General features: G+C 64.7%; 21 protein-coding genes and 1 pseudogene. 17 read left to right on the top strand and 5 right to left on the bottom strand.

What is annotated here, in order from left to right; translation table 11 throughout:
* The first annotated feature begins 5 nt into the window (after positions 1 to 5).
* Genes P6U31_RS22305 through P6U31_RS22290 form a run of 4 tightly spaced genes read left to right on the top strand, consistent with a single transcriptional unit; the run spans position 6 to position 3596 of the window.
* A complete protein-coding gene (locus tag P6U31_RS22305) occupies positions 6 to 479 on the top strand; it encodes a MarR family winged helix-turn-helix transcriptional regulator (RefSeq protein ID WP_407183884.1) in 474 nt (157 codons plus the stop codon).
* Positions 480 to 481: 2 nt separating this feature from the next.
* Positions 482 to 2530, top strand: coding sequence for an FUSC family protein (locus tag P6U31_RS22300; protein WP_407183883.1), 2049 nt, complete (start codon positions 482 to 484; stop codon positions 2528 to 2530).
* Positions 2527 to 2733, top strand: a complete 207-nt coding sequence (locus tag P6U31_RS22295; protein ID WP_407183882.1) for a DUF1656 domain-containing protein — start codon at positions 2527 to 2529, stop codon at positions 2731 to 2733. The genes P6U31_RS22300 and P6U31_RS22295 overlap by 4 nt, the downstream gene beginning before the upstream one ends.
* Complete coding sequence (locus P6U31_RS22290; RefSeq protein ID WP_407183880.1) at positions 2730 to 3596, top strand: efflux RND transporter periplasmic adaptor subunit; 867 nt, start codon at positions 2730 to 2732, stop codon at positions 3594 to 3596. Before P6U31_RS22295 ends, P6U31_RS22290 begins: the two co-directional genes overlap by 4 nt.
* Here the strand turns inward: P6U31_RS22290 and P6U31_RS22285 are convergent.
* From P6U31_RS22285 to P6U31_RS22275, 3 genes are read right to left on the bottom strand one after another with little or no spacing between them, the layout of a single operon-like run.
* Positions 3593 to 4486: an HpcH/HpaI aldolase/citrate lyase family protein gene (locus tag P6U31_RS22285; protein WP_407183878.1), complete on the bottom strand. Its 894-nt coding sequence runs from the start codon at positions 4484 to 4486 to the stop codon at positions 3593 to 3595. The two genes, P6U31_RS22290 and P6U31_RS22285, sit on opposite strands and share 4 nt — an antisense overlap.
* 9 nt (positions 4487 to 4495) lie before the next feature.
* A complete protein-coding gene (locus P6U31_RS22280; RefSeq protein ID WP_407183877.1) occupies positions 4496 to 5707 on the bottom strand; it encodes an acyl-CoA dehydrogenase family protein in 1212 nt (403 codons plus the stop codon).
* 48 nt (positions 5708 to 5755) lie between these two features.
* Positions 5756 to 7381 carry a long-chain fatty acid--CoA ligase gene (locus tag P6U31_RS22275; protein WP_407183875.1) on the bottom strand — a complete coding sequence of 542 codons (1626 nt, stop codon included), beginning with the start codon at positions 7379 to 7381 and terminating at the stop codon, positions 5756 to 5758.
* 177 nt (positions 7382 to 7558) lie between these two features.
* Here P6U31_RS22275 and P6U31_RS22270 point away from each other — a divergent pair, with 177 nt between their 5' ends.
* From P6U31_RS22270 to P6U31_RS22210, 13 genes and pseudogenes are all read left to right on the top strand, one after another.
* Complete coding sequence (locus P6U31_RS22270; RefSeq protein ID WP_407183874.1) at positions 7559 to 9418, top strand: flavin-containing monooxygenase; 1860 nt, start codon at positions 7559 to 7561, stop codon at positions 9416 to 9418.
* Positions 9419 to 9423: 5 nt separating this feature from the next.
* Positions 9424 to 10230: a shikimate dehydrogenase family protein gene (locus P6U31_RS22265; protein ID WP_407183872.1), complete on the top strand. Its 807-nt coding sequence runs from the start codon at positions 9424 to 9426 to the stop codon at positions 10228 to 10230.
* 116 nt (positions 10231 to 10346) lie between these two features.
* The gene (locus tag P6U31_RS22260; protein WP_407183870.1) at positions 10347 to 11165 is read left to right on the top strand and encodes a lytic transglycosylase domain-containing protein; all 819 of its coding nucleotides are present in this window, start codon (positions 10347 to 10349) and stop codon (positions 11163 to 11165) included.
* A 113-nt stretch (positions 11166 to 11278) separates the two neighbouring features.
* Positions 11279 to 11500 carry a hypothetical protein gene (locus P6U31_RS22255; RefSeq protein WP_128925065.1) on the top strand — a complete coding sequence of 74 codons (222 nt, stop codon included), beginning with the start codon at positions 11279 to 11281 and terminating at the stop codon, positions 11498 to 11500.
* 12 nt (positions 11501 to 11512) lie between these two features.
* Positions 11513 to 11935: a hypothetical protein gene (locus tag P6U31_RS22250; protein WP_407183868.1), complete on the top strand. Its 423-nt coding sequence runs from the start codon at positions 11513 to 11515 to the stop codon at positions 11933 to 11935.
* Positions 11936 to 12380: 445 nt separating this feature from the next.
* Positions 12381 to 12827 (top strand): MaoC family dehydratase, encoded by a 447-nt coding sequence (locus tag P6U31_RS22245; RefSeq protein WP_407183867.1) that lies wholly within the window; start codon positions 12381 to 12383, stop codon positions 12825 to 12827.
* 319 nt (positions 12828 to 13146) lie between these two features.
* Entirely contained in the window at positions 13147 to 14298 is a 1152-nt protein-coding gene (locus tag P6U31_RS22240; RefSeq protein WP_407183866.1) for a LuxR C-terminal-related transcriptional regulator, read from the top strand.
* A 231-nt stretch (positions 14299 to 14529) separates the two neighbouring features.
* Complete coding sequence (locus P6U31_RS22235) at positions 14530 to 15495, top strand: AraC family transcriptional regulator (protein ID WP_407183864.1); 966 nt, start codon at positions 14530 to 14532, stop codon at positions 15493 to 15495.
* 113 nt (positions 15496 to 15608) lie between these two features.
* Positions 15609 to 15857 (top strand): DUF6894 family protein, encoded by a 249-nt coding sequence (locus tag P6U31_RS22230; RefSeq protein ID WP_407183862.1) that lies wholly within the window; start codon positions 15609 to 15611, stop codon positions 15855 to 15857.
* Between the two features lie 235 nt (positions 15858 to 16092).
* Positions 16093 to 17211, top strand: a complete 1119-nt coding sequence (locus P6U31_RS22225) for a helix-turn-helix transcriptional regulator (RefSeq protein ID WP_407183861.1) — start codon at positions 16093 to 16095, stop codon at positions 17209 to 17211.
* 245 nt (positions 17212 to 17456) lie between these two features.
* Positions 17457 to 17693: a hypothetical protein gene (locus P6U31_RS22220; protein WP_407183859.1), complete on the top strand. Its 237-nt coding sequence runs from the start codon at positions 17457 to 17459 to the stop codon at positions 17691 to 17693.
* Positions 17632 to 17865 carry a hypothetical protein gene (locus P6U31_RS22215; RefSeq protein WP_407183857.1) on the top strand — a complete coding sequence of 78 codons (234 nt, stop codon included), beginning with the start codon at positions 17632 to 17634 and terminating at the stop codon, positions 17863 to 17865. The genes P6U31_RS22220 and P6U31_RS22215 overlap by 62 nt, the downstream gene beginning before the upstream one ends.
* A 15-nt stretch (positions 17866 to 17880) precedes the next feature.
* Positions 17881 to 18608 (top strand): annotated as a pseudogene (locus P6U31_RS22210) (sulfite exporter TauE/SafE family protein).
* Between the two features lie 8 nt (positions 18609 to 18616).
* Here P6U31_RS22210 and P6U31_RS22205 read toward each other — a convergent pair.
* Together P6U31_RS22205 and P6U31_RS22200 are read right to left on the bottom strand one after the other, a co-directional pair.
* The gene (locus tag P6U31_RS22205) at positions 18617 to 21820 is read right to left on the bottom strand and encodes an efflux RND transporter permease subunit (RefSeq protein WP_407183855.1); all 3204 of its coding nucleotides are present in this window, start codon (positions 21818 to 21820) and stop codon (positions 18617 to 18619) included.
* Between the two features lie 162 nt (positions 21821 to 21982).
* Positions 21983 to 23224, bottom strand: a complete 1242-nt coding sequence (locus P6U31_RS22200; protein WP_407183854.1) for an efflux RND transporter periplasmic adaptor subunit — start codon at positions 23222 to 23224, stop codon at positions 21983 to 21985.
* Positions 23225 to 23392: the final 168 nt, after the last annotated feature.

Here is a 23392-nt window from a genome sequence, read left to right as displayed (position 1 = left end):
TCGCGGTGGCTCCCTCACAAGCTCATATCCATGCTGAACTCGGCCGGCTCATCGCGCGCCTCGGCCGGGTCTGGCGCCGCGAGTCGGATCAGGCGTTGTCCGACCACGGGCTGTCCTATGCCACCGCAATCCCGCTTCTGGTGCTGTCCCGCCAGGGCGAGAACGTACGCCAGGGCGTGCTGGCGGACGAACTCGGCATTGAAGGGCCGTCGCTGGTGCGGCTGATCGACCTGCTTCAGGCGGAAGGTCTCGTGGAACGCCGCGAGGACCCCACCGACCGGCGCGCCAAGACGCTGCATCTGACCAGGGCAGGCGAGGCCAAAGTCGAGCAGACGAACCGGATCTTGCGCCGTGTTCGAGCCAACCTCCTGAAGGATATTGGGCCCGAGGAACTTGCTGTCACCTTCGAGACTCTTCAGCGCATCGAACAGCGGGCCAGTCGTCTGCCAGACGCCAAGACCGGTCCCGGGCCGAAATAGCCATGCGCGCAGATGAGCCGTTCCTGGTCCGCCACGCGGACCTCATTTTTGCTTTGAAGACGTTCGCCGCGTCGATACTGGCGCTCGTCATCGCGCTGGCGATGGATCTGCCGCGGCCCTATTGGGCGATGGCCACCGTCTACATCACCTCGCAGCCGCTGGCGGGGGCAACCAGCTCGAAAGCGTTCTTCCGCGTGATGGGCACGCTGGTCGGTGCCGTCATGACGGTGGCGCTGGTGCCGAACCTGATCGACGCACCGGAACTGCTCTGCCTCGCCATCGCGCTCTGGGTCGGACTTTGCCTTTATCTATCGTTGCTCGACGGTACGCCTCGCAGCTACGTCTTCATGCTGGCCGGCTACACGGTGGCGCTGATCGGCTTTCCCTCGGTGTCCGAGCCGGGAGCGATCTTCGACACGGCGGTATCGAGGCTCGAAGAAATCTCGCTCGGCATCATCTGTGCGAGCCTGGTCTCGACCATCGTGTTTCCTCGCAGCGTCGCACCCGCGGTCGCTCACCGCGTCGATAGCTGGCTGGTGGACGCGCGCCGTCTGGGCAAGTCGGTGCTACTGCGGGAGGGCACCAGTGAGACCCGTCGCGGCAAGCGCCTCAAGCTTGCGACCGACATTGTCGAGATCGACACGCTCTCCACGCATCTTGCTTACGATCGGCTGACCGACCGCAATGCCGTGACGGGCCTCGGCGAAATCCGGCTCCGGATACTGACGCTGCTGCCGGTGATCGCCTCGATCGAGGATCGATTGGCTGCACTGGGCGAGGAAGCCCTGCGGCGGCAGCCTGCGCTGAAGCAGCTGCTGGAGGATCTGGCGCGATGGGTCATGAGCGGCGATAGCGCACGGCGATCAGCCGATCGGATCCGTGCGGCGATTGCGGAGCAGCAGGCGGTGCTCGATGACAGCGCCTCCTGGGAGCGGATCATCACCACGAGCCTGTTGTTGCGGCTGCGCGAACTCGTCGATCTCTCGCACGACTGCCGCGAGCTGACCCAAGCGATCGCCGAGAACCGCAACGTCTCGGCGCTCGAGCTTGCGTTCCATTCCGAGGCCGGCGCCGCGCCGGTGCGCCACAGAGATCGCGGCCTGGCGCTCTGGTCGGCAGCCGGCGCAGCTATCGCGATCCTGATCTGTTGCGCATTCTGGATCGGTACCGGCTGGCCGGATGGCGCGTCGGCGCCGATGATGGCGGCGGTCGCCTATTCGTTCTTTGCTGCGCAGGACGAGCCCGCGCGCTTCATCCGCAGCTTCGGCCTGTGGTCGCTGGTCGCCATCGTCGTGGTCGCGGTCTACCTGTTCGCGCTGGTGCCGGCGATCTCGCATCTCGAGGTGCTGATCGTCGCGCTGGCGCCGACTTTCCTGCTCTATGGCTTCCTGATCAGCCGGCCGGCGACGGCGGGCACCGGCATGGCTCTGGCGGCGAACACCGCAACGCTGCTGGCGCTGCAATCGACCTACAGCGCGGATTTTGCTTCCTATGCCAATTCGGCCGTCGCCTTCTTCGTCGGGGTCGCCATCGCCGAGCTGGTGACGCGGATCGCGCGCGGAGTGGGCGCCGAATGGATCGCGAATCGTTTGGTGCTGTCCGGCTGGAAGACGATCGCGGTGGCGGCCGAGCGGCGCGGCAAGCGCGACCGTGCGGAGTTCGCAGGCCTCATGCTGCACCGGCTCGGCCTCCTGGTGCAGCGCATCGCGTTCCTCTCGGAGAGCGATCGTCGCGATGCAGATAGCCTGGTCCAGCTCCGCATCGGCATCAACATCATCGACCTGCGTCGCGCCCGCTACGGGCTTGCGGCCGCCACTATTGCCGTCATCGATGACATGCTCGACCAGCTCGCCATGGCCTGCCGTGGCTATGCGGGTGGTGGGATGCCGAGCGAGCTGCTGGCAAGCGTCGACCGGGCGCTGGCCCGGGCGGTGAAGGACCCCAATGACAGCGCACGCGAAGACGCGCTGATCGGCCTCGTCGGTATCCGGCGCGGCCTGTTTCCGGACGCGCCGGCCTATCGGCCCCAGACTGAGAGCGTTGCGGCATGAGATATGTGATCGACATCTACGGCGTGTTCGTGCCGGCGCTGCTGCTGTGGATCATCGTCGCCTATGTCCTCAGCGCGCTTCTGCGCCGGCTGATGCAGCGCTTCGACCTCTATCGGCTGGTCTGGCACCGCGCGCTGTTCGATTTTTCGATTTTCGTCTGCCTTCTCGGCGGCGTCGTCTATCTTTCGGAGTATCTTTCATGAAGGGGAGTTTCGCCTGGCTGGGCCGCTTCGTTCTGACCGTGCTTGCCGTCGTCGCCGCGCTCGCGGTCGGCCGTGAGCTCTGGGTCTATTACATGGAGTCGCCCTGGACGCGCGACGGAAGGGTGCGCGCCGACGTGGTGCAAGTCGCGCCCGACGTGTCGGGCTTCGTCACCGAGGTGCTGGTGAAAGACAACCAGAAGGTCCGTCGCGGCGATGTGCTGTTCCGGATCGACCGGGAGCGCTTTGCGCTGGCGCTGCGGCAGGCCGATGCATCGGTCGCAGGTCATCAGGCAACGCTCGACCAGGCCAATGCCGATCTGAAGCGCTACAGCGCGCTGACGACCGACGCGGTCTCGCAGCAAAAGCAGGAGCAGGTTCTCGCCACCCAGCTGCAGGCCAAGGCGGCTTTCGATCAGGCTGTTGCCGATCGCGCGCTGGCAAAGCTCAACCTCGACCGCATCGAGGTCCATGCCTCGGTGAACGGCGTGATCACCAACATGGATTTGCGTCCCGGCGTTTACGTCACGGCCGGAAAGGGCGTGATGGCGCTGGTGGACACCGACACGCTGCACGTCGAAGGCTATTTCGAGGAGACGAAGCTCGCGCGCATCCGCGTCGGCGACAAGGTGCAGGTCCGTCTGATGGGCGAGAGGACGACGCTGTCCGGTCATGTCGAGAGCATCGCCGCCGCCATCGAGGATCGCGACCGTGCCGAGGGCGCCAGCCTGCTCGCCAATGTCAATCCGACCTTCAGCTGGGTACGGCTCGCGCAGCGCGTTCCGGTGCGCATCGCGCTCGACCCCGTGCCCGCGGGCGTGCAGCTGGTTGCGGGACGTTCGGCGACGGTGGACGTGCTGGATTAGGTCGCGCTCGGGAGCGCGCCCAATCGTCGTGCCCGCTCCATCAGCCTTCGCGCATTGCGGTACGTCGGCACTTCGACCCAAAGGCCGTTCACCACCGCGCGATCCTCTCCGCGGCTGCGCGCCGCGTCGAAACCAGCGATGATCGCGTGCGCGCGTGCGATCTCGTCGGCTCCAGGCGTGAACACCTCGTTGAGGCGCTGCGCATGTTCGGGCAACACCAGGGACTTGCTGCGGTAACCGAGGCGACGCGACAGCGTTGCCTCGCGAATGGCGCCTTCGACGTCGCTGAACGTATAGGGAGGATCGATCGGCTCGATGCCGGCTGCACGCGCTTCCAGGATGAAGCGCCTTCGAGCGTAGTCGAGCTCGAGGCCATCCGGGCCTCGCTCCGCGCAGAGGTCATTGGCAAGGTCCTCGGCTCCGAGCAGGGCGCAGCGAATGCGGGAGGTGGCCGCGGCCATCGTGCGGACCTCGATAACCCCCAACGCCGTTTCGCAGACGGGAAGGATCTCCGTAGCGCCCTGGTCCAGATCGAGCTGCTTTTCCCAATGCGACATCGCTGCATCCAGCGCATGCATCTGGGCGGCGCTGTCGCTCATGGGATAGGCGATCACATCGGGGCGCGCCGTCATGGCTGCCGCAAGATCCAATAGCCCATCGCCCTCCAATGCATTGATGCGGACGGCGGCAACGCGTTGCCGCTCTCGGCATTCTCTCACGAAGTGGTCGAGCAGTCCGCGAGCCTCGGCGCGTCGTGCGGGAGGGGTAAAGTCCTCGAGATCGACGATGAGCGCATCGGCGCCACTGTCCAGCATCTTGGCATGGGCAGCGGGATCGGCACCTGGTCCGAACAACCAGGTGCGGCGGAGATCGGGGTCGAGAAGGACCATGATGATCGCCTAAGCGTTCGAATATTTCTTCAGCTCCAGCCTTGCGATCTGGTTCCGGTGCACTTCGTCCGGGCCGTCGGCAAGACGCAGCAGCCGGGCGGTGGCGTAAGCCTGGGTCAAACCGAAATCGTTCGAGGTGCCGCCGCCGCCATGGGCCTGGATCGCCCAGTCGATGATCTGGCAGGCCATGTTGGGCACGGCGACCTTGATCATCGCGATCTCGGCTTTCGCCACCTTGTTGCCGACCGTGTCCATGGCATAGGCGGCGTTCAGCGTCAGCAGCCGGGCCTGCTCGATCATGATGCGGGCCTCCGCAATGCGCTCCTGGGTCACGGTTTGCTCGGAGACCGGCTTGCCGAAGGCGACCCGGCTGCGAACGCGCCGGCACATCTTCTCCAGCGTCCGTTCGGCAAGGCCAATCAGCCGCATGCAGTGGTGGATGCGGCCGGGGCCGAGGCGGCCCTGCGCGATCTCGAAGCCGCGGCCTTCGCCGAGCAGCATGTTCTCCCGGGGGACCCGCACATTGGTGAAGACGACTTCGGAGGCCCGATCGGGCACGCCGTAGAAGCCGAACACGGGCAGGGGGCGCTTGACCTCGATGCCGGGCGTGTCCATCGGCACCAGGATCATCGATTGCTGCTTGTGGCGATCGGGATTGTCGGGATCGGTCTTGCCCATGAAGATGCAGATCTTGCAGCGCGGATCCGTCGCATTGGTCGTGTACCATTTGCGCCCGTTGATGACGTAATGGTCGCCGTCGCGTACGATCGAGCTTTCGATGTTGGTCGCGTCGGATGATGCGACCGCCGGCTCGGTCATCGCGAAGCAGGAGCGGATCTCGCCGGCGAGCAGTGGCTTCAGCCAGCGCTCCTTGTCCTTCTCCGAGCCGTAACGCTCCAGCACTTCCATGTTGCCGGTGTCGGGCGCCGAGCAGTTGAACACCTCCGGCGCGAGATGCGAGCGGCCCATCACCTCGCAAAGCGGGGCGTATTCGAGATTGGTCAGGCCCGCGCCGTGACTGCTCTCGGGAAGGAACAGATTCCAGAGCCCCTCGGCGCGCGCCAGCGGCTTCAGCTCTTCGACGACGGGATAGACTTTCCAGGGACCCAGCTCTTCCGCCTCGCGATAGAACTGCTCCTCGTTCGGGTAGATGTGCCGGTCCATGAAACTCTCGAGCTTGCGCTTGAGTTCGACGACCTTGGGCGACATCGGGTAGAGCATCTCGGACTTCCTTTATCGATGGACGGCATTTTTTCCGAGCGCGGCGGCTCAGGTGACGCGGTATTCCCTGAACCTTTCGCGCAGCGCCGATTTGAGCACCTTGCCGGTCCCGGTCATCGGGAATTCATCGAGGAATTCGACGGCGTCGGGCAGCCACCAGCTCGCGATCTTCGGCCGCATGTGGTCGAGCAGCGTCTTGCCGTCGACGCTTGCGCCCTTCTTGCGGACGACGAGGAGGAGCGGGCGCTCCTGCCATTTCTCGTGATTGATCGCGACCACCGCGGCCTGAAGCACATCGGGATGCGACAGGGCGACGTCCTCGAGCTGGATCGAGGAGATCCACTCGCCGCCGGACTTGATCACGTCCTTGGAGCGGTCGGTCAGCGTGACGTGGCCTTGGGGGTCGATCACGGCCATGTCGCCGGTGATCAGCCAGCCGTCGCGGTCGAGACCCTCGTCGAGCTTCATGTAGCCGGAGGCGACCCAAGGGCCGCGGGCGCGCAGATGACCAACGGTCTTGCCGTCGCGCGGCAGCTCGACGCCGGCGTCGTCAACGATGCGCAAGGCGGTGCCGAAGCAGGCGCGGCCCGAGACCTGGCGGCGATCGAACTTCTCCTTCTCGGTGAGGTGCTCCGAGCCGGGTCGCAGGCCCGGCATCGAGCAGCCCAGGGCTTCCGTCATGCCCCAGGCCTGGATGTAGTCGATGTTGTAGTCACGCTTGAGCTTCTCGACCATTGCGCGCGGCGGCGCCGAGCCTGACGACAATGTTGCGCGCAAGGTGGAGAACTTGTTGCCGGTGCGCCCCAGCCAGTCGAGCAGGATCAGCCAGAAGCTGGGGACGCCGGCCGAGAGCGTCACCTTCTCGCCTTCGAGCAATTCATAGAGCTTGTCGGGCTCGTAGTTGCGGCCGGGCAGCACCAGCTTGGAGCCGGTGTAGGGCGCGGTGAACGGCATGTTCCAGCCATTGCCGTGAAACAGGGGCGCCATCGGCATCATCACCTCGCGCACGCCTTCGACATGGCCCGGCAGAAAGTCGAAATTGCAGCAGGTCATGGTCTGCAGGATCGCGGCGCGGTGCGAATAGATCACGCCCTTGGGATTGCCGGTCGTGCCCGAGGTGTAGCAGATGGTGGAGGCCGATTTCTCGTCGAACTCCGGCCAGACGAAGCCGGCCTCGTTCTCGCGTGCCAGAAGCTCCTCGTAGCAATGCACGTTCGAAAGCTTGGTTTCGGGCATCCGCTCGCGCGAGGACATCACGACGTAGGCCTCGATCGTCGTCAGCTGCGGGGCGATCGCCTCGATGATCGGCAAGGTGGCGCGGTCGATGAACAACAGGCGGTCTTCGGCGTGGTTGATGATGTAGACGAGCTGCTCGGGAAACAGCCGCGGGTTGATGGTGTGCAGCACATAGCCCATGCCGGGCGCGGCATAGAACATCTCGAAATGGCGGTGGGTATTCCAGGCGAGCGTGCCGACGCGGTCGCCTTGCCTCATGCCGAGCCGCTTCAGCGCCAGCGCCATGCGCTTGATGCGCGGATGGGCGTCGGCGTAGGTGTAGCGATGGATGTCGCCCTCGATCTCGCGCGCGACGATCTCGGCTTCGCCGTGATAGTCGGCGGCATACTGGATCAAGCCGCTGATCAGAAGCGGCATGTCCATCATCAATCCCTGCATGGTCTCCTCCGGTAGCCACGTCGTTGCGCGGCGAAACGTTTGTGATTTTGGCGTGAGGTTAGCGGAACCTCTCGCAGCGTTCACGCAAAAAACATTGGACGCGATTGCATGCGTCACTTTTTCAGGGCTAATTGATCCGAGCTGCCGCCGACGCAGCGTCCGCCGTGGAGGAAATGCATGTCAGCGGAAAGACACAAGACCGGCGCGGCCGGCGAACCTACGGTCGATATTGCAGCGCTCCGCGCGCGCTATCGCGACGAGCGCGATCGCCGTTTGCGTGCCGAGGGCAAGGCTCAGTATGTCGAGGTGACCGGCGACTTCGGTCGCTATCTCGACGACCCCTGGGCCGATCCCGGCTTTGCGCGCGCACCAATCACCGAAGAGACCGAGGTGCTCGTCGTCGGCGGCGGCTTCGGCGGGCTGCTCTGTGGCGCGCGGCTGCGCGAGGCCGGCATCGACGATTTCCGCATCCTGGAAAAGGCCGCCGATTTCGGCGGCACCTGGTACTGGAATCGTTATCCCGGCGCGGCCTGTGATACCGAGAGCTACATCTACCTGCCGCTGCTGGAAGAGACCGGCTACATGCCGGTGCGCAAATACGCGCGGGCGCCGGAGATCTACGAGCACTCCCGCCGCATCGGCCGTCATTTCAGGCTCTACGAGCGCGCACTGTTTCAGACCGTCATCTCGCGGATGGTGTGGCAGGAGCAGGACGGGCGCTGGCTGGTCGAGACCGATCGAGGCGACCGGATCCGCGCCCGCTTCGTCATCCTCGCGGGAGGTCCGCTCAGCCGGCCGAAGCTGCCGGGCATTCCCGGCATCGAGACGTTCAAAGGCCACAGCTTCCATACCAGTCGGTGGGATTACGGCTACACCGGCGGCAGCGCAGATGGTGGTCTCACCGGCCTTGCCGACAAGCGCGTCGGCATCATCGGCACCGGCGCCACCGCCGTGCAATGCGTGCCGCATCTCGCCCGCTCGGCGAAGGAGCTTTATGTCTTCCAGCGCACGCCGTCGGCGATCGGCGTGCGCGACGACCGGCCGACGGATCAGGCCTGGGCGCAGAGTCTCGCGCCCGGCTGGCAGCGCGAACGCATGGACAATTTCACCGCGGTGATCTCCGGCGAGCCGTTCGAACGGGACCTGGTGCAGGATGGCTGGACCGGGCTGCTCGGCGAGATCCTGCTGGCGCCGCGTCGGCAGGAGCATCCGGTGACCTCGATGGAGGAGGCGCTGAAGGTGATCGAGCAGGCCGACTATCGCAAGATGGAGGAGATCCGCGCCCGCGTCGATGCGGTCGTCAAGGACAAGGCGACTGCGGACGCGCTCAAGCCCTGGTACAAGGCGTTCTGCAAGCGACCGTGCTTTCACGACGAATATCTCGACACTTTCAACCGTCCCAACGTGCATCTCGTCGACACCGAAGGGCGGGGTGTCGAACGCATCACCGAGAACGCCGTCGTGGCGGGCGGCAAGGCCTACGAGCTCGACTGCCTGATCTACGCCAGCGGTTTCGAAGTCGGCACCGACTACGCGCGGCGCATGGGCTTCGAGGTCTACGGCCGCGACGGCTTGAGCCTGTCCGAGCGCTGGCAGGGCGGCGTCAAGACGATGCACGGTTTCTACAGTCGCGGCTTCCCGAACTGCTTCCTGATCGTCACGGTGCAGGCCGGGCAGAGCGCCAATTTCCCGCACATCATCGACGAGCAGTCGCGGCATATCGCTTATGTGATCGCCGAGGCGCGCAAGCGGGGCGCGCGAACCTTGGAGCCGACGCTGGCGGCCGAGACCGCCTGGGTCGAGGAGGTCGTCAAGGCCGCGGTCGGCCGGCAGACCTATCTCGCCGAATGCACGCCTGGTTATTACAACAATGAGGGCGTGTTCGATCCGATCGCCGCAAAGAACAGCCAGTATTGGCGTGGCCCGATGGCATTCCTGCGGCTGCTCGACAAATGGCGCAAGGAGGGCAATCTCGACGGTCTGGAAGTGACCTACGGGACTGCGGCGGAGGCGGGCGGCTCCCCGGTGCCGGGTTGAGCGACATGATCCCGGCGCCTACCGGTGCCACGCGCCTCTACGTCATCGTCGGCGATCCCATCGCGCAGGTGCGCTCGCCGGCAGGCGTGACGGCAGCCTTTGCGGCCCGCGGCCATGACGGCATTCTCGTTCCCGTCCAGGTCTCGGTCGCCGATCTGCCGGATTTCCTTTCCTTGGCGCCGCGGCTGAAGAATCTCGACGGCCTCGTCGTGACCATCCCGCACAAATTCGGCTGCTATCAGGCCTGCGCCAGTGCGACGGAGCGCGCCCATTTCCTGCGGAGCGTCAACCTGATGCGCCGGCGCGCCGATGGCGCATGGCATGGCGATATGGTCGACGGCCTGGGCTTCGTCGGTGCCGCGCGGGCGAAAGGCGTCGACCCCGCAGGTCGAAGGGCGCTGCTCGTCGGCGCGGGCGGTGCGGGCTCGGCCATCGCGCTTGCGCTGGTCGAGGCCGGCGTGAGCGAGCTCGCCATTCACGACAGCGCGACCGAGCGCCGCGACGCGCTGATCAGGCAACTCAACTGGCTCGGCAAGGCTCCGGTGCGGGCCGGCACCATGGACCCCACCGGCTTCGACTTTGTCGCCAATGCGACACCGGCGGGGATGAAACAAGGCGATCCGCTGCCGGTCGATGTCGCTCGGCTCGCGCCGTCGGCCTATTGCGGCTGCGTCATCACCAAGCCCGAAATCTCGCCCTTTATCGCGGCGGCCCGAAAGACCGGCTGCGTGACGGGAACGGGCACGGACATGTACGAGCAGCACCAGGGCATCATGGTGGACTTCCTGCTCGGCCGCGGCGAAGGACGGTGATCCGCGCCGGTGTCAAGGCGCCTGTTGCGTCCCGCGGGGCTTGAGCGATCAAAGCCGACGTAGGATCATGCGCCTGCGCGAGCCGGTCGCGTATTGTGAGGAGAGAGGAACGAGGAATGACCAAGGGCAGGACCGTTGCGACGGCCATGATCGGCGCCACAGCGCTGCTTCTCTCTCTGGCGCCCTCGGCCGAGGCCGCGCAATGCGGCAGCTCGGCGGCGGGGTTCGAGGCCTGGAAGCGCGAGTTCAGCGCGGAGGCGCAAGGCAAGGGCATCGGCCAGACCGCGCTCGCGGCCCTGATGCAGACCAATTACGCCAGCGCCACCATCGCGGCCGACCGTGGCCAGCGCAGCTTCTCGCTGACGCTCGACCAGTTCCTCGCCAAGCGCGGCGCCACCACCATCGTCGCCAAGGGGCGGCAGCTCAAGCAGTCGCAGGCAGCCTTGTTTGCCTCCATCCAGCAGCGCTATGGCGTTCCGCCCGGGCCCCTGATCGCGATCTGGGGCATGGAGACGGGTTTCGGCAGCCAGCACGGCAACCAGAACATGCTGTCGTCGATCGCGACCCTTGCCTATGATTGCCGCCGTCCCGAATTCTTCACCGATCAGCTCTATGCCGCCCTGAAGCTGATTGATCGCGGCACGCTGTCGGCGGCGACCCGCGGCTCCATGCATGGCGAGGTCGGCCAGACCCAGTTCATGCCCAAGAACATCCTGGCCTACGGCACCGGCAATCTCGATGTTGCGGCCAATGCACTGAACTCGACAGCGAATTTCCTCAAGGCCCATGGCTGGCGTGCGGGAGCCGGGTACCAGCCGGGCGAGCCGAATTTCGCCGCGATCGAGGCCTGGAATGCCGCCGGCGTCTATCAGAAGGCGATCGCGCTGATGGGCCGGCAGATCGACGAGGGCGGCGGCGCCGCCGCCTCGCGCTGAGCTGCTGCTCAGCGATGTGTGATGCGCCGGCGCGAGAAAGTTGTTGCCATCTGGAACAGACGGCACGAGGTTTGCTTTGATCAAGTTCAGGGCTGGGCATGAGGAGACTCAACATGGCTACCCAGATCGTGATGGACCAGACTGGCGATACGCGCCACGAGTTTGATCCTGGCAATGCCGAAGCGCTCGCGCGGGCCGAGCGACGCTTTCGGGAGCTGACCGGGGCCGGCTTCACCGCTGCTCTTCGCAGCGGACCTGGCGAAGTCACCCGGATCAGATCGTTCGACCCGACCGCGCAGGAAACGCTGTTCTATCCCCGCCTGGTCGGCGGCTGATCTGAGCTGCACATGATCGCGGCCGTTTGGCTCCGCGCGCCGGCGCGTGCGCGTCTGCATGCGCTGCGTGAACTCTACCGGCGGTTCTTCGGCGAGAACACGCCGGATGCCCGTGGCCGCCGGCTACTGGCCGAATGGTTGTCACCGGCGCAGCTCGCGCAGTTCGAGCAGCACCGGTACTTCGACGTGGTCGGCGGGGACACCGGCAAGACCTACCGCATTCATTACGGTACCGCCGCCAATGTCCACGAGATCGACGAGTCGGGGCACGCTACCATGGGCTGGTGCTTCGTCCCGTCTGGCTTTCTGGTGCCGGGCGACGTGATGCTGGCGCAGAAGATCGCGCTCGAGACGGACGAGAAGGGCGCGCTGGCGCTTGCCAACCGGTTTCCGCCGGCAACGCATTCGGAGCATTTCTACCGCCGGCCGTTCTAGCAACGCGGGCCGCGGACGCGCGCTCGATGTGCACGGCTCCCTCAGGGGAAGTGCAGGCAGACCGGCGAACGCCGGTCAGAAGTGCGTGGTGCGATAGGCATCCACCGCATGCGCCGCGAAGACGCCGATGCTGCAAAGGGCCAGCAGGCCCGCGATCAGCTCGATCATGGCTCGTCCTCCCGTAGCGGCTGGGCGACGAGGTTCTGACAGCATGAATATTCGTAGATCAGGTCGAGGAGGAATTGCATGGTGGCCGTCCCTGTACTTGTTTTGACAACCATTTAGACGTCCAACTGTTTCAGGCGTGTTTCGTCGCATCCGGAATGGGGTTTCGCGCGGAACCGGGCCTGGCTTGTGCGCTGCAAAGCGGCTACATCCCGCTCTCGGTTAATGTCTTCAGCTGCGCCTTCCGGCGGGGCCATCAATCACATTGCGAGGCAAAATCATGGCGCAGGTCGAGTGGTTCGACGATCTCAGCATTGGCATGCGCTTCAAATCGCCCGAAGTGGTGGTCACCGAAGCCGACATCAAGCGCTTCGCCGCCGAGTTCGATCCGCAGCCCATGCATCTCGACCACGAGGCCGCCAAGGCGACGCTATTCAAGGGGCTTGCCGCCTCCGGATGGCACACCGCCGCCATCGCGATGAACCTCGCGATCCAGACCCGCCCGTTTGGACCGCATCCGCTGATCGGGGCTGGCGTCGACGGGCTGCGCTGGATGATGCCGGTGCGGCCCAATGACCGCCTGCACCTGGTCGGGGAAGTCATGAGCCTGACGCCGTCGAAGTCGAAGCCGCAGGGCATCGCGCTCGTGAAGTGGACGATGTTCAACCAGAACGGCGATGAGGTTTACACCTTCACCCCGATCGCGATCGTGCCGCGGCGCGGGTAGGGCGTGCGCGGCATCTCCGAGTACGACCAGTCGATGATGGACCGCCTGGCAAAGGCCAAGCGCCTGCAGGCCGGTCATTGCAGCACGTGATCATCGCACGCAGTCCGCTGTTCGCATTTATCCTAGTCTTTGGCGAAACCGTCCAAGCCGCACCCTGCGCTTGACGTTACGCAAGGACGATGTTCGATATTCCAGCATCTGGCTGCTGCATTTTTTTCTCGTCCAAGGCGGCAATTGGCCGGCCCGTCTTCTCCATTGGTCCCCCGATTGCGAGTTCTCCATCTCGCGCGGGCGACAGGCAGATTGCGGCGTCCGCCCGATGACGATCCTCCAGGCAAACCGATTCTCGTCCCTGGTCGGCGAGATCTATGATGCGGCGATCGATCCCGCGTTGCGCAGCGGGGCGTTGGAGCAGGTCTCGCATTTCGTCGGCGGGTGTGCCGCGATGATCCTGTCGAGGGATTCGGCGCGGCGTTCGCTCGAGATCCACCAGCATTTTGGAACCGATGCCCGCTTTCGCCAGCTTTATCGTGACCGGTATGTCGAGCTCGACCCAATGCTCGACCGTCATCTCACGCTCGCGCCCGACCAGACGATCGGCGTGACCGACATCATGCCTCATGCGGATTTTCTGGAGACGAGCTTCTATCGGGAGTGGCTGGAACCGCAGGGGGCGATCGACCTTGCGACGGTCGCGCTGGAGAGGACGGTCACCCGCACCACGATCCTGCAGGTGTTGCGCCATCGCTCCCGCGGAATCGTCGACGCCGCGATGCGCGAGCGCATGCTGTTGCTTGCCCCGCACATCCAGCGGTCGCAGATCATGGGTCGGCAGATCCGGGCTCGCTCCCACACCGTAGAAGACCTCGCCGACGTCCTCGACGGGTTGAACACGGCGATCTGCCTGCTCGACGCCGACGGCCGGGTCGTCCATGCCAATGCCGCATGTCGCCAGTTGTTTGCCGATGCCAATCTGCTCGCGATGGTCGGCGACCGGATCGTGGCCCGCAACACCCAGACCGACAAAATATTCCGCGGTCTATTCGAAATCGATGCGGCCGCAGGTTCCGCCGCTCGTCGCCGGATCGAGCTTGCGACGTCGGCCGATGGCCAGCATTATCTGCTTCATGCCTTTCCCCTGAAACGGGATCGCAGCCTGCCGCGCGACACTGCAGCCACGATGCTCTTCGTTCAAAGAGCTTCCATGCTGCCATTGCTTGCGGCCGATGCGATTGCTGCGGCGTTCAGGCTGACGCCGTCCGAATTGCGCGTGCTGATGGCAATCATAGAGATCGGCGGGGTTCCCGACATCGCTGCAAAGCTTGGCGTTGCCGAGACGACGGTGAAGACGCATCTTGGCCGCTTGTTCGAGAAGACGGGCGCCGGCAGGCAGGCCGATCTGGTGAAGATCGCCGCCGGCTTTGCCGTGCCGTTCGCGCGACGCACGAATGGCGATGACGGGGCGATATAGTTCGTTTTCACATGCCGCGATGTTACCTGCCGCGCTCTCAATCCATTGTGATGGGCCGATCGTGCGGGTCATCCGAACGTAGGACGCGAGTCGTTTCAGGCTTTCGTATATCGCGCTCCGGAAAAGAAGAGCAGCTCGCACGGACATGCCACGACGGCATCGAGCGCGCGTGTGAGGAAACGACGCGTATGGCCGGCCTGCTCGAGGGTTGGAGAGATTGCTGTGGGCAGCATGGTTGATTTTTCAGTTCTCAACGTTTCAACGAGCGAAATTCCCGAAAGCGAACGCGTTCCGCTGATCCGCGAATTCTATTGCAGAGGGGTGCTGAAGGCCGAGGTCGATCCGCGCGAGGGCCGGCCCTTCGCAGCGAGCTTCACGTCCCACGCCTTGCCGGAAGCCCAATTGCTGATCGGCGGATTGTTTGGAGCGCGGGTCATTCGTACCAAGCAGCTGGTCGCCGACGGCGACGACAGCCTTGCCCTGGTCGTCAACAGATCCGGCATCGTCAGGATATCCGAGCGAGGACATGATCTGCAGCTTCGCCCCGGTGATGCCGTCCTGACCAGCGCGGAGGACGTCACGACATTCGAGCGGCTGTCGCTGGGAAGCTGCTTCTCGCTGCGAGTGCCGAGGCGCGTGCTGGCGCCGATGATCGTGGATGTCGACGATGCCGTCATGCGCATTCTGCCGGAGAGCGCGGCGGGGCTTCGGCTGCTCGTCGATTACGCGAGCGCGATGGTGCGTGAGACGGCATTCGCGACGCCCGCGTTGCGCCAACTGGGCGTCGCTCATCTGCACGATCTGCTGGCGGTGGTGCTCGGTGCCACCAGCGAGACGCGGGAGCTGGCGGGACGGCGGGGAATCAAGGCGGCCCGGCTCCAGAAGGCGAAAGTCTCCATTGCCAACAATTGCTGGCGGCAGGACCTGTCGGTGGCAACGGTTGCGCAGGAGCTCGGCGTGACGCCGCGCTATCTCCAGCGCCTGTTCGAGGCCGACGGCAAGACGTTCTCCTCCTTCCTGATCGAGCAGCGCGTCAAGCGCGCGCATCGCATGCTGCGGGAACCCGGGCACGCCGAGCGGACGGTGAGCTCGATCGCCTACGACGTCGGATTCGGCGACCTCTCCTATTTCAACCGCTGCTTCCGGCGCACCTACAACGCGACGCCGAGCGACGTCAGGAGCGGCGGGTCGCTGTAGCGGGACGCCACTGAATTCAGTCATCTGCGATTCCAATTGGCAAGCCGACATCATTCTTGGTCGCGGAAACGCGCCCACATCGTTGCGTGCGGCACCGGCAGCCGGAGTATTGAATGCGCCGTTTCTTTTTCGACCTCCTGGTCGGCAATATCGTGAAGGTCGATCCGGGCGGCATGATCTTCGAGCACGCCGGGGCGACATTCGTCGTTGCCGACGAGATGGCCGGGCATCTGTTCGCGTGGCGAGACGATCTGCGCGATTGCGATGCCTGGATCCGCGTCAGGGACGCCGATGGGAACGAGATCTATCGCGCTCCGGTCTGGTCGGAGCGCGCCGAGAAGCAGGGCTGGGACCAGGCGTGAGTGCTGCTCCAGTGTAGCACGACTGCACCAGTGCGACGGGAAGCGCATTCGGTTCGCTCTCGGCTGGAGCGCGGTTTTTCCGTCCAGGTCGGGGACGACCAACGAATCCGCTTGTCCATCGACTTGTCAATCGCCGTCAGCGTTGAACCTTTTGCTTCCCCGATGGACTCACAAAAGCCGTCAGGCATGAAGAAGATTCCGCACATCTTTGGGTCAGACAGCATTGGGTCTTGTGATGCCCCGACCGCCAGGACATTCCGAGCTGATCGAGAGCATCTATGATGCCGGGCTCCGCCCCGAGTTGTGGAGCGAGGTCGTGGTCATGCTCAATGCCTTTATCGGCAGCCAGGCCTGCGGCTTGATTTCAAAGGACACGGTCAGCAAGTCAGGGGCGACCCATTACTATTGCGGCGTCGATCCGCACTACATCCAGCTCTATTCCGAGACCTACTCCCGCTACGATCCGCTCGCACGGCTTCCCCGGTACGGCGAGGTTCGCAACATTCCGGACCTCGTGAATTTCGACGCGTACCGCCGCGGGCGCTTCTATCAGGAATGGCTGCGCCCCCAGGGCTGCGTCGACGTCGCCAACGTCGTGCTGGAACAATCGAAATCCCCGTGCCCGATGCTGTTGACCGTCATTCCCGGCAGGGAAATGCTCGACGCCGAGCAGCGGGCGCGCATGCAGTCCGTGGTCCCGCATGCGAGCCGGGCGCTGATGATCAACCGCGCGATCGAACGGAAGCAGCAACGCGCGAGCGCGCTGGCGGACGTCGTGGACCGCCTGAATGCCGGCGTCGTCTTGCTCGATTCGACTTGCCGGATCGTCCACAGCAATCCGGCCGCGGAGACGATCCTGGCCGCCGACGACGTGCTCCGCTGCATCGCGGGCCGGCTGGTGACGAGATCTCCCGAGGCCAATCGTAGCCTGCGCAGCATCTTCCGTGATCCGGGAGAGGTTGCCGTGGCGGCGGCCGAGGGCCGGAAGATCCCTCTGACGTCGCATGACGGATCGTACTACGTCGCTCACGTGATTGCGCTGCCATCGCTGCTGCGCGATGGCGCGACGGAACGGACATCGGCCGTCGGGGCGCTGCTGGTCTGGAAAGCGGAACTCGACAGTCGCTCTTGTGCCGGCCTGATCGAGCGCGCGTTCGATTTGACGCCAGCGGAACTGCGGGTGCTGCAGTCGATCGTCGAAGTCGGCGGTGTGCCGGAGACCGCGGCAGCACTGGGAATCGCCGAGACGACGGTGAAGACGCATCTGCATCGCGTCTTCGCCAAGACCGGCGTGTCCCGTCAGGCCGATCTCGTCAAGCTTGCGGCGGGCTTCGCCAATCCGCTGATGCACTGACGCGCACTTGCGTCAGAGAGTCATCGCCGCAATTCGCGGCGGAGCTTGGACAGCCCACATCATTGGAAAGTTATCGCGCGTCATTCGATCGAACGACGCGGCTTTGTCCGTTCTCTCTTAGAGATAAGCCGCACCATTTCTAGTTCGACGACCTCTGTGAAGCAACTCACGGCACGCCGGAGTGGATCCCATCATTCTCTTGCGCAAGTTGAAGGGTAGTCGTCATGCCAAGGACGTCGCTTGTTATGGCCAATAAGTTCCGCGACATCGTCGCTCGCGTCGTCGCTGTGTTTCGCGAGCAGCGCAAGATCGAGGCGCGGCGCGCGTTGCAGCGGTATCGCCATTTGCTGGCTCGGCCGGACGATACCTTGCCTTTGAATCAAGTCATTTCGGTCGCCAGGGAAAAGGATATTCCAGGACATGCCTACGGATCTGATGCGCGCGAGCGCACCGCCGGTCAGCCGGCCTTCGAGCGCGCGTAATTTCAACGTCGTCGCGATCACCCTGACCGCGGCGCTGGTCGCTCTTCAACTGGCCGGACTCGTAATCCTGGAACGATCTCACGCCCACGCCCTGCACATTTCTCTTCCGCGCGAGGCTGCCGTCTGCCCCGGCGGCCCGGATCTGGATCTTCCGCAGATTCCCACGGATTGACCGGAGGATTCGTCCGTGCCTGATGTCGCGACTCTGATTCTGCTGAGTGTTGCCGTATTCGCCGGAGCCTTCGTTTCGGGACTTTCCGGCTTCGCATTTCGGCCGTCGCAGGTGCGATCCTGCTGCGCGTATTTCAACCGCTCGAAGCCGTCCCGCTGATGATGGCGTGCAGCATCGGCGTGCAGGCGACCAATTTGTGGGCGCTCCGGCGCAGCATCCGCTGGGAGGGCAGCCTGCTGCTGATCGTCGGCGGATTGATCGGCGTTCCCATTGCGGTGTCGCTGCTGCAGAGCACGGACACGCATTTGCTCCGGCGTGGGTTCGGCATCGTCGTCGCGCTCTATGCGGCCTACATGCTGCTGCGGCCGACGCTGGTCACGGCCGGTGAGGCCGTCGGCCGGCATTGGGTCGCGTTGATCGGCTTCGGAGGCGGACTGGTCGGCGGGTTGACAGCGATGCCAGGCGCCGTCCCCACGATCTGGTGCGACATGCGCGGCATGCCCAAGAGCGAGCAGCGCGGTCTGGTGCAGCCCTTCATTGCCGCCATGCAGCTGTTCGCCATCGCGCTGCTGGTCGGACATCAGGATCTGTCGTCGAAGGTCTTTGTCGACCTCGCGATCAGCCTGCCGGCTTTGTTCGCGGGGTCCGCGCTCGGCGTGCTCGCCTTTCACCGGGTCAACGAGACGGTCTTTCGTAAGACCGTGCTCGTTCTGTTGCTGATCTCAGGGATTTCCCTGATCTAATACCCGCTTTAATGACCAGCGCCTTCGTGATGAAGCCCCTGGACCGGAGCCGCGCTGATGTCGTTGCCGTGATGCACCAGCGGCTTGTTGCCGGTGATGGTTCTGAGCAGCACATAGAACACCGGCGTCAGGAACAGGCCGAACACGGTGACGCCGATCATGCCGGAGAACACGGCAACGCCCATGGCTCGCCGCATCTCCGAGCCGGCGCCGGTGGAGAGCACGAGCGGCAGCACGCCCATGATGAACGCCATCGAGGTCATCAGGATCGGGCGCAGCCTCAAGCGACTCGCCTCGATCGCGGCCCGGATCGGCGTCCTTCCTGCGAATTCGAGCTCGCGCGCGAATTCGACGATCAGGATCGCGTTCTTGGCCGAAAGTCCGACAAGAACGATCAGGCCGATCTGGGTGAAGACGTTGTTGTCGCCCTTGGAGATCCAGACGCCGAACATCGCAGCGAGCAGGCCCATCGGCACGATCATGATGATCGAGAGCGGCAGCGTCAGGCTCTCGTAGAGTGCCGCCAGCACCAGGAACACCAGCAGGATCGCCAACGGGAACACCCAGATGCCGGAATTGCCTGCGATGAACTCCTGGTAGGTCAGGTCGGTCCATTCGAAGGCGAAGCCGGGCGGGAGCACTTCGGCCGCGATTCGCGTCGCGGCTTCCTGCGCCTGGCCCGAGGAGAAACCGGGTGCGGCCGCCGCATTGATGTCGGAGGACAGGAATCCGTTGTAACGGATCGCGCGCTCCGGCCCCGCGCTCTGGCGGATCTTGAGCAGCGCCGACAACGGCACCATGTCGCCGGAGGACGAGCGCACCTTCAGCTGCCTGATGTCGTCGGCACGCGCGCGGAACGGCGCATCGGCCTGGACGCGGACCGAATAGGTGCGGCCGAACTTGTTGAAGTCGTTGACGTAGTAGGAGCCCAGATAGATCTGGAGCGTGTTGAACACCTCGGTCACGGGCACGCCGAGCTGGAGGGCCTTGGTGCGGTCGATGTCGGCGAACAGCTGCGGCACGTTGACCTGGAAGCTCGAGAACACGCCGGCGATCTCCGGCGCCTTCTGCATCGCCGCCATGAACGCTTTGGTCGCGTCATTCAGCGCGTCATAGCCGAGACCGGCGCGGTCCTCGATCTGCAGCTTGAAGCCGCCGATGGTGCCGAGGCCGTTGACCGGCGGCGGCGGGAACATGGCGATGAAGGCTTCCTGGATGCCGGCATATTTCTTGTTCAGCTCGGCCGCAATCGCGTTGCCACTGAGGGCTGCATCCTTGCGCTCGTCGAACGGCTTCAACGTCGAGAACACGATGCCGGCATTGGACGAGTTGGTGAAGCCGGAGATCGACAGGCCTGGGAAGGCCACCGAGCTTTCGACACCGGGCTGGGTCAGGGCGATGTCGCTCATCTTGCGGATCACCTCTTCGGTGCGGTCGAGCGTGGCGCCGTCGGGCAGGCGGGCGAAGCCGACGAGATATTGCTTGTCCTGGCCGGGCACGAATCCACCGGGCACCTGCTGGAACAGGAAGGCGGTGAGGCCGACCAGCAGCACGTAGAGGCCCATGACGGCGGCCTTGCCCGAGATCACCTTGGTGACGGTGCCGCTGTAGTTCTCGGAGGAGCGGGTGAAAGCCCTGTTGAAGCCGCGGAAGAACCAGCCGAGGCCCTTTTCCATGACGAGGGTCAGCCGGTCCTTCGCCTCGTCGTGTCCCTTGAGCAGCAGCGCCGACAGCGCCGGCGACAACGTCAGCGAGTTGACGGCGGAGATCACGGTCGAGATCGCGATCGTCAACGCGAACTGCTTGTAGAACTGCCCGGTGAGGCCGGAGATGAAGGCGAGCGGCACGAACACCGCGATCAGCACCATGGCGATCGCGATGATCGGGCCCGAAACCTCACGCATCGCCTGATAGGTGGCATCGCGAGGTGACAGGCCGGCCTCGATATTGCGCTCGACATTCTCGACCACGACGATGGCATCGTCGACGACGATACCGATCGCGAGCACGAGGCCGAACAGGCTGAGTGCGTTGATCGAGAAGCCGAACACGTGCATCACCGCGAACGTGCCGACAATCGACACCGGCACCGCGAGCAGGGGGATGATCGAGGCGCGCCAGGTCTGCAGGAACAGGATGACGACCAGCACCACCAGCGCGATCGCTTCCAACAGCGTATGGATCACCGCCTCGATCGAGGACCGCACGAACTGGGTGGGATCGTAGACGATCTGGTAGGACACGCCCTCGGGCATGGTCTTCTTGATCTCGGCCATGGTGGCGCGGACGTTGTCGGAGATCTGCAGCGCGTTGGAGCCGGGCGCCTGGAAGATCGGGATGGCCACCGCCTGCTTGTTGTCGAGCAGCGAGCGCAGGCCGTATTCGGAGGCGCCAAGCTCGATGCGCGCGAGGTCGCGCAAGCGCACGACTTCGCCGCGCGTGCCGGTCTTGACCACGATGTCGCCGAACTGATCCTCGTTTGCGAGCCGGCCTTCGGCGTTGACGGAGAGCTGGAGATCGATGCCCTTGACGTTGGGGGAGGAGCCGACCACGCCGGCGGCGGCCTCGACGTTCTGCGCCTGGATCGCCCTGACGATATCGCTCGCGGTCAGGCCGTGTTCGGCGGTCTTCTGCGGATCGACCCAGACCCGCATCGAATAGTCGCCGGCGCCATAGAGCTGGACGTCGCCGACGCCGTCGATCCGTGCCAGCCGGTCCTTGACGTTGAGCACCGCGTAGTTGCGCAAATACGTCATGTCGTAGCGGCCGTTGGGCGACAGCAGGTGCACCACCATGGTGAGGTCGGGCGAGGACTTCTTGGTGATGATGCCGAGCTGGCGCACCACGGCCGGCAGGCGCGGCTCGGCCTGCTGCACCCGGTTCTGCACCAGCTGCGTCGCCTTGTCGGGGTCGGTGCCGAGGCGGAACGTCACCGTCAGCGTCATCGCGCCGTCCGTCGTCGCCTGGCTCGACATGTACAGCATGTTCTCGACGCCGTTGATCTGCTCCTCGATCGGCGTCGCCACCGTTTCCGCGATCACCTTGGGATTGGCGCCCGGATAGGTGGCGCGCACCACGACCGACGGCGGCACGACATCGGGATATTCCGAGATCGGCATCGCGAACAGCGAGATCAGGCCGGCAAGGAAGATCAGGACCGACAGCACGCCGGCGAAAATCGGACGATCGATGAAAAATTTCGAGAGATTCATGGCCTTGCCCCTGGGCAATATCCTGCGATTCTCCGACAGCCACACCGTCATTCCGGGGCGCGGGCGAAGCCCGCGAACCCGGAATCCGGAGGTGGGATGATCGGAGTTCCTAAGCTCGAGATCCCCGGTTCGCGCTGCGCGCGCCCGGGATGACGGAAAACACTAACGTTGCACCACGTCCTGATTGCTGTGGTTCGAGGCCTGCTGCGGTCCACGCGCACCCATCTCCGCCACTTCGGTCTTGAGCAGGGCGCCCGGACGCACGCGCTGCAAGCCGTTGACGACGATGCGGTCGCCGGACTTCAGGCCCGCGGTCACGACGCGCAATCCATCCACTGCGCCGCCGAGCGTGATCGGCCGGTAGACCGCGCGGTTGTCGTCGCCGACAGCCATCACGAACTTCTTGTCCTGGTCGGTGCCGATCGCGCGCTCGTCGATCATGACCAGCGTCTGCTGCTTCGGCTGACCCATGCGCACACGGGCGAACTGGCCCGGGATGAGGCGCCCGTCCTGGTTCTGGAACACCGCGCGGACACGGATCGTGCCGCTCTGGCCGTTGACCTGGTTGTCGATGAGCTGAATGTGGCCTTTCGCCGAGAGACCGCCCGACGTCGTCATCTCCACGGGAATCTGGTCGAGCTTGCCACGCTGGCCGGAGCCATCGGCAATGGAATTCAGCGCGTGCAGCACGACCTCCTCGTCCGCATCGAACGACGCATAGATCGGGTTGACCGAGACCAGCGAGGTCAGCACCGGGGAGGCGGTGCCGGCGGCGACGAGATTGCCGACGGTGACCTCGATCTTGCCGACCCGGCCATCCACGGGCGCACGCACCTCGGTATAGTCGAGATTGAGCTTTGCGGTCTGGAGCGTCGCCTCGGCCGCCTTCACATTAGCGATCGCTTCGCGGTTGGCGTTCTCGCGCTGGTCGTAGTCGCGCCGGGTGACGACCGCGTTGCCGACGAGCTGGGCGCCGCGCTCGAGCTCGCTCTGGGTGAAGACGACGCGCGCCTTGGCGGCTTCGAGCTGTGCGGCGGCCTTGTCGACCTCTGCCGCATAAGGCGCGGGATCGATCTTGAACAGCACGTCGCCAGCCTTCACCAGCGCGCCTTCGGTGAAGTTCGTCGACAGGATCGCACCCGCGACGCGCGGGCGGAGCTCGACGCGGTTGATGGCCTCGAGTCGGCCGGAGAAATCGTCCCACAGCACGGTCTGCCGGGGCTCGATCATCGCGACGGTGACGGAAACAGCCTGTTCAGCCGCGGCCGCCGGTGCGGTGGCTTGCGCCGCATGAAAGTAGCGGCCCGTGGCGATCGAGCCGGCGACGGCAAGGGCGCCTACGACGGCGACGCCACTCAGAAGGCGGAAACGGCCGGTGCGGGAGGTGCTTTGGGACGGGGGCATTTGCGCGCTCCAGATATGTAGTGTTCACTACAGATGTGGAGCTGGATACCGCAGTGCAAGATACTTATGTACCATTCACTAAGAAAATTGTACGCCGATACCGCGACGATTGGAAGACACAAGAAAAAGAAAGCTAGAACAATTAGATAGGATCCGGCGTTAAGCTGA

The sequence above is a fragment of the Bradyrhizobium centrosematis genome, from assembly GCF_045571495.1.
Lineage (GTDB): Bacteria > Pseudomonadota > Alphaproteobacteria > Rhizobiales > Xanthobacteraceae > Bradyrhizobium > Bradyrhizobium centrosematis.
This window is presented reverse-complemented; position numbering and strand designations above follow the sequence as displayed.

Excerpts from the sequence above, each read along its gene's own strand:
- P6U31_RS22295 (WP_407183882.1), top strand. The coding sequence starts at position 2,527 with ATGAGATATGTGATCGACATCTACGGCGTGTTCGTGCCGGCGCTGCTG.
- P6U31_RS22265 (WP_407183872.1), top strand. The coding sequence starts at position 9,424 with ATGATCCCGGCGCCTACCGGTGCCACGCGCCTCTACGTCATCGTCGGC.
- P6U31_RS22240 (WP_407183866.1), top strand. The coding sequence starts at position 13,147 with ATGACGATCCTCCAGGCAAACCGATTCTCGTCCCTGGTCGGCGAGATC.
- P6U31_RS22215 (WP_407183857.1), top strand. The coding sequence starts at position 17,632 with ATGCCTACGGATCTGATGCGCGCGAGCGCACCGCCGGTCAGCCGGCCT.
- P6U31_RS22280 (WP_407183877.1), bottom strand. The coding sequence starts at position 5,707 with ATGCTCTACCCGATGTCGCCCAAGGTCGTCGAACTCAAGCGCAAGCTC.
- P6U31_RS22250 (WP_407183868.1), top strand. The coding sequence starts at position 11,513 with ATGATCGCGGCCGTTTGGCTCCGCGCGCCGGCGCGTGCGCGTCTGCAT.
- P6U31_RS22220 (WP_407183859.1), top strand. The coding sequence starts at position 17,457 with ATGGCCAATAAGTTCCGCGACATCGTCGCTCGCGTCGTCGCTGTGTTT.
- P6U31_RS22230 (WP_407183862.1), top strand. The coding sequence starts at position 15,609 with ATGCGCCGTTTCTTTTTCGACCTCCTGGTCGGCAATATCGTGAAGGTC.
- P6U31_RS22290 (WP_407183880.1), top strand. The coding sequence starts at position 2,730 with ATGAAGGGGAGTTTCGCCTGGCTGGGCCGCTTCGTTCTGACCGTGCTT.
- P6U31_RS22285 (WP_407183878.1), bottom strand. The coding sequence starts at position 4,486 with ATGGTCCTTCTCGACCCCGATCTCCGCCGCACCTGGTTGTTCGGACCA.
- P6U31_RS22235 (WP_407183864.1), top strand. The coding sequence starts at position 14,530 with ATGGTTGATTTTTCAGTTCTCAACGTTTCAACGAGCGAAATTCCCGAA.
- P6U31_RS22200 (WP_407183854.1), bottom strand. The coding sequence starts at position 23,224 with ATGCCCCCGTCCCAAAGCACCTCCCGCACCGGCCGTTTCCGCCTTCTG.
- P6U31_RS22255 (WP_128925065.1), top strand. The coding sequence starts at position 11,279 with ATGGCTACCCAGATCGTGATGGACCAGACTGGCGATACGCGCCACGAG.
- P6U31_RS22275 (WP_407183875.1), bottom strand. The coding sequence starts at position 7,381 with ATGCAGGGATTGATGATGGACATGCCGCTTCTGATCAGCGGCTTGATC.
- P6U31_RS22270 (WP_407183874.1), top strand. The coding sequence starts at position 7,559 with ATGTCAGCGGAAAGACACAAGACCGGCGCGGCCGGCGAACCTACGGTC.
- P6U31_RS22260 (WP_407183870.1), top strand. The coding sequence starts at position 10,347 with ATGACCAAGGGCAGGACCGTTGCGACGGCCATGATCGGCGCCACAGCG.
- P6U31_RS22205 (WP_407183855.1), bottom strand. The coding sequence starts at position 21,820 with ATGAATCTCTCGAAATTTTTCATCGATCGTCCGATTTTCGCCGGCGTG.
- P6U31_RS22245 (WP_407183867.1), top strand. The coding sequence starts at position 12,381 with ATGGCGCAGGTCGAGTGGTTCGACGATCTCAGCATTGGCATGCGCTTC.
- P6U31_RS22300 (WP_407183883.1), top strand. The coding sequence starts at position 482 with ATGCGCGCAGATGAGCCGTTCCTGGTCCGCCACGCGGACCTCATTTTT.
- P6U31_RS22225 (WP_407183861.1), top strand. The coding sequence starts at position 16,093 with ATGCCCCGACCGCCAGGACATTCCGAGCTGATCGAGAGCATCTATGAT.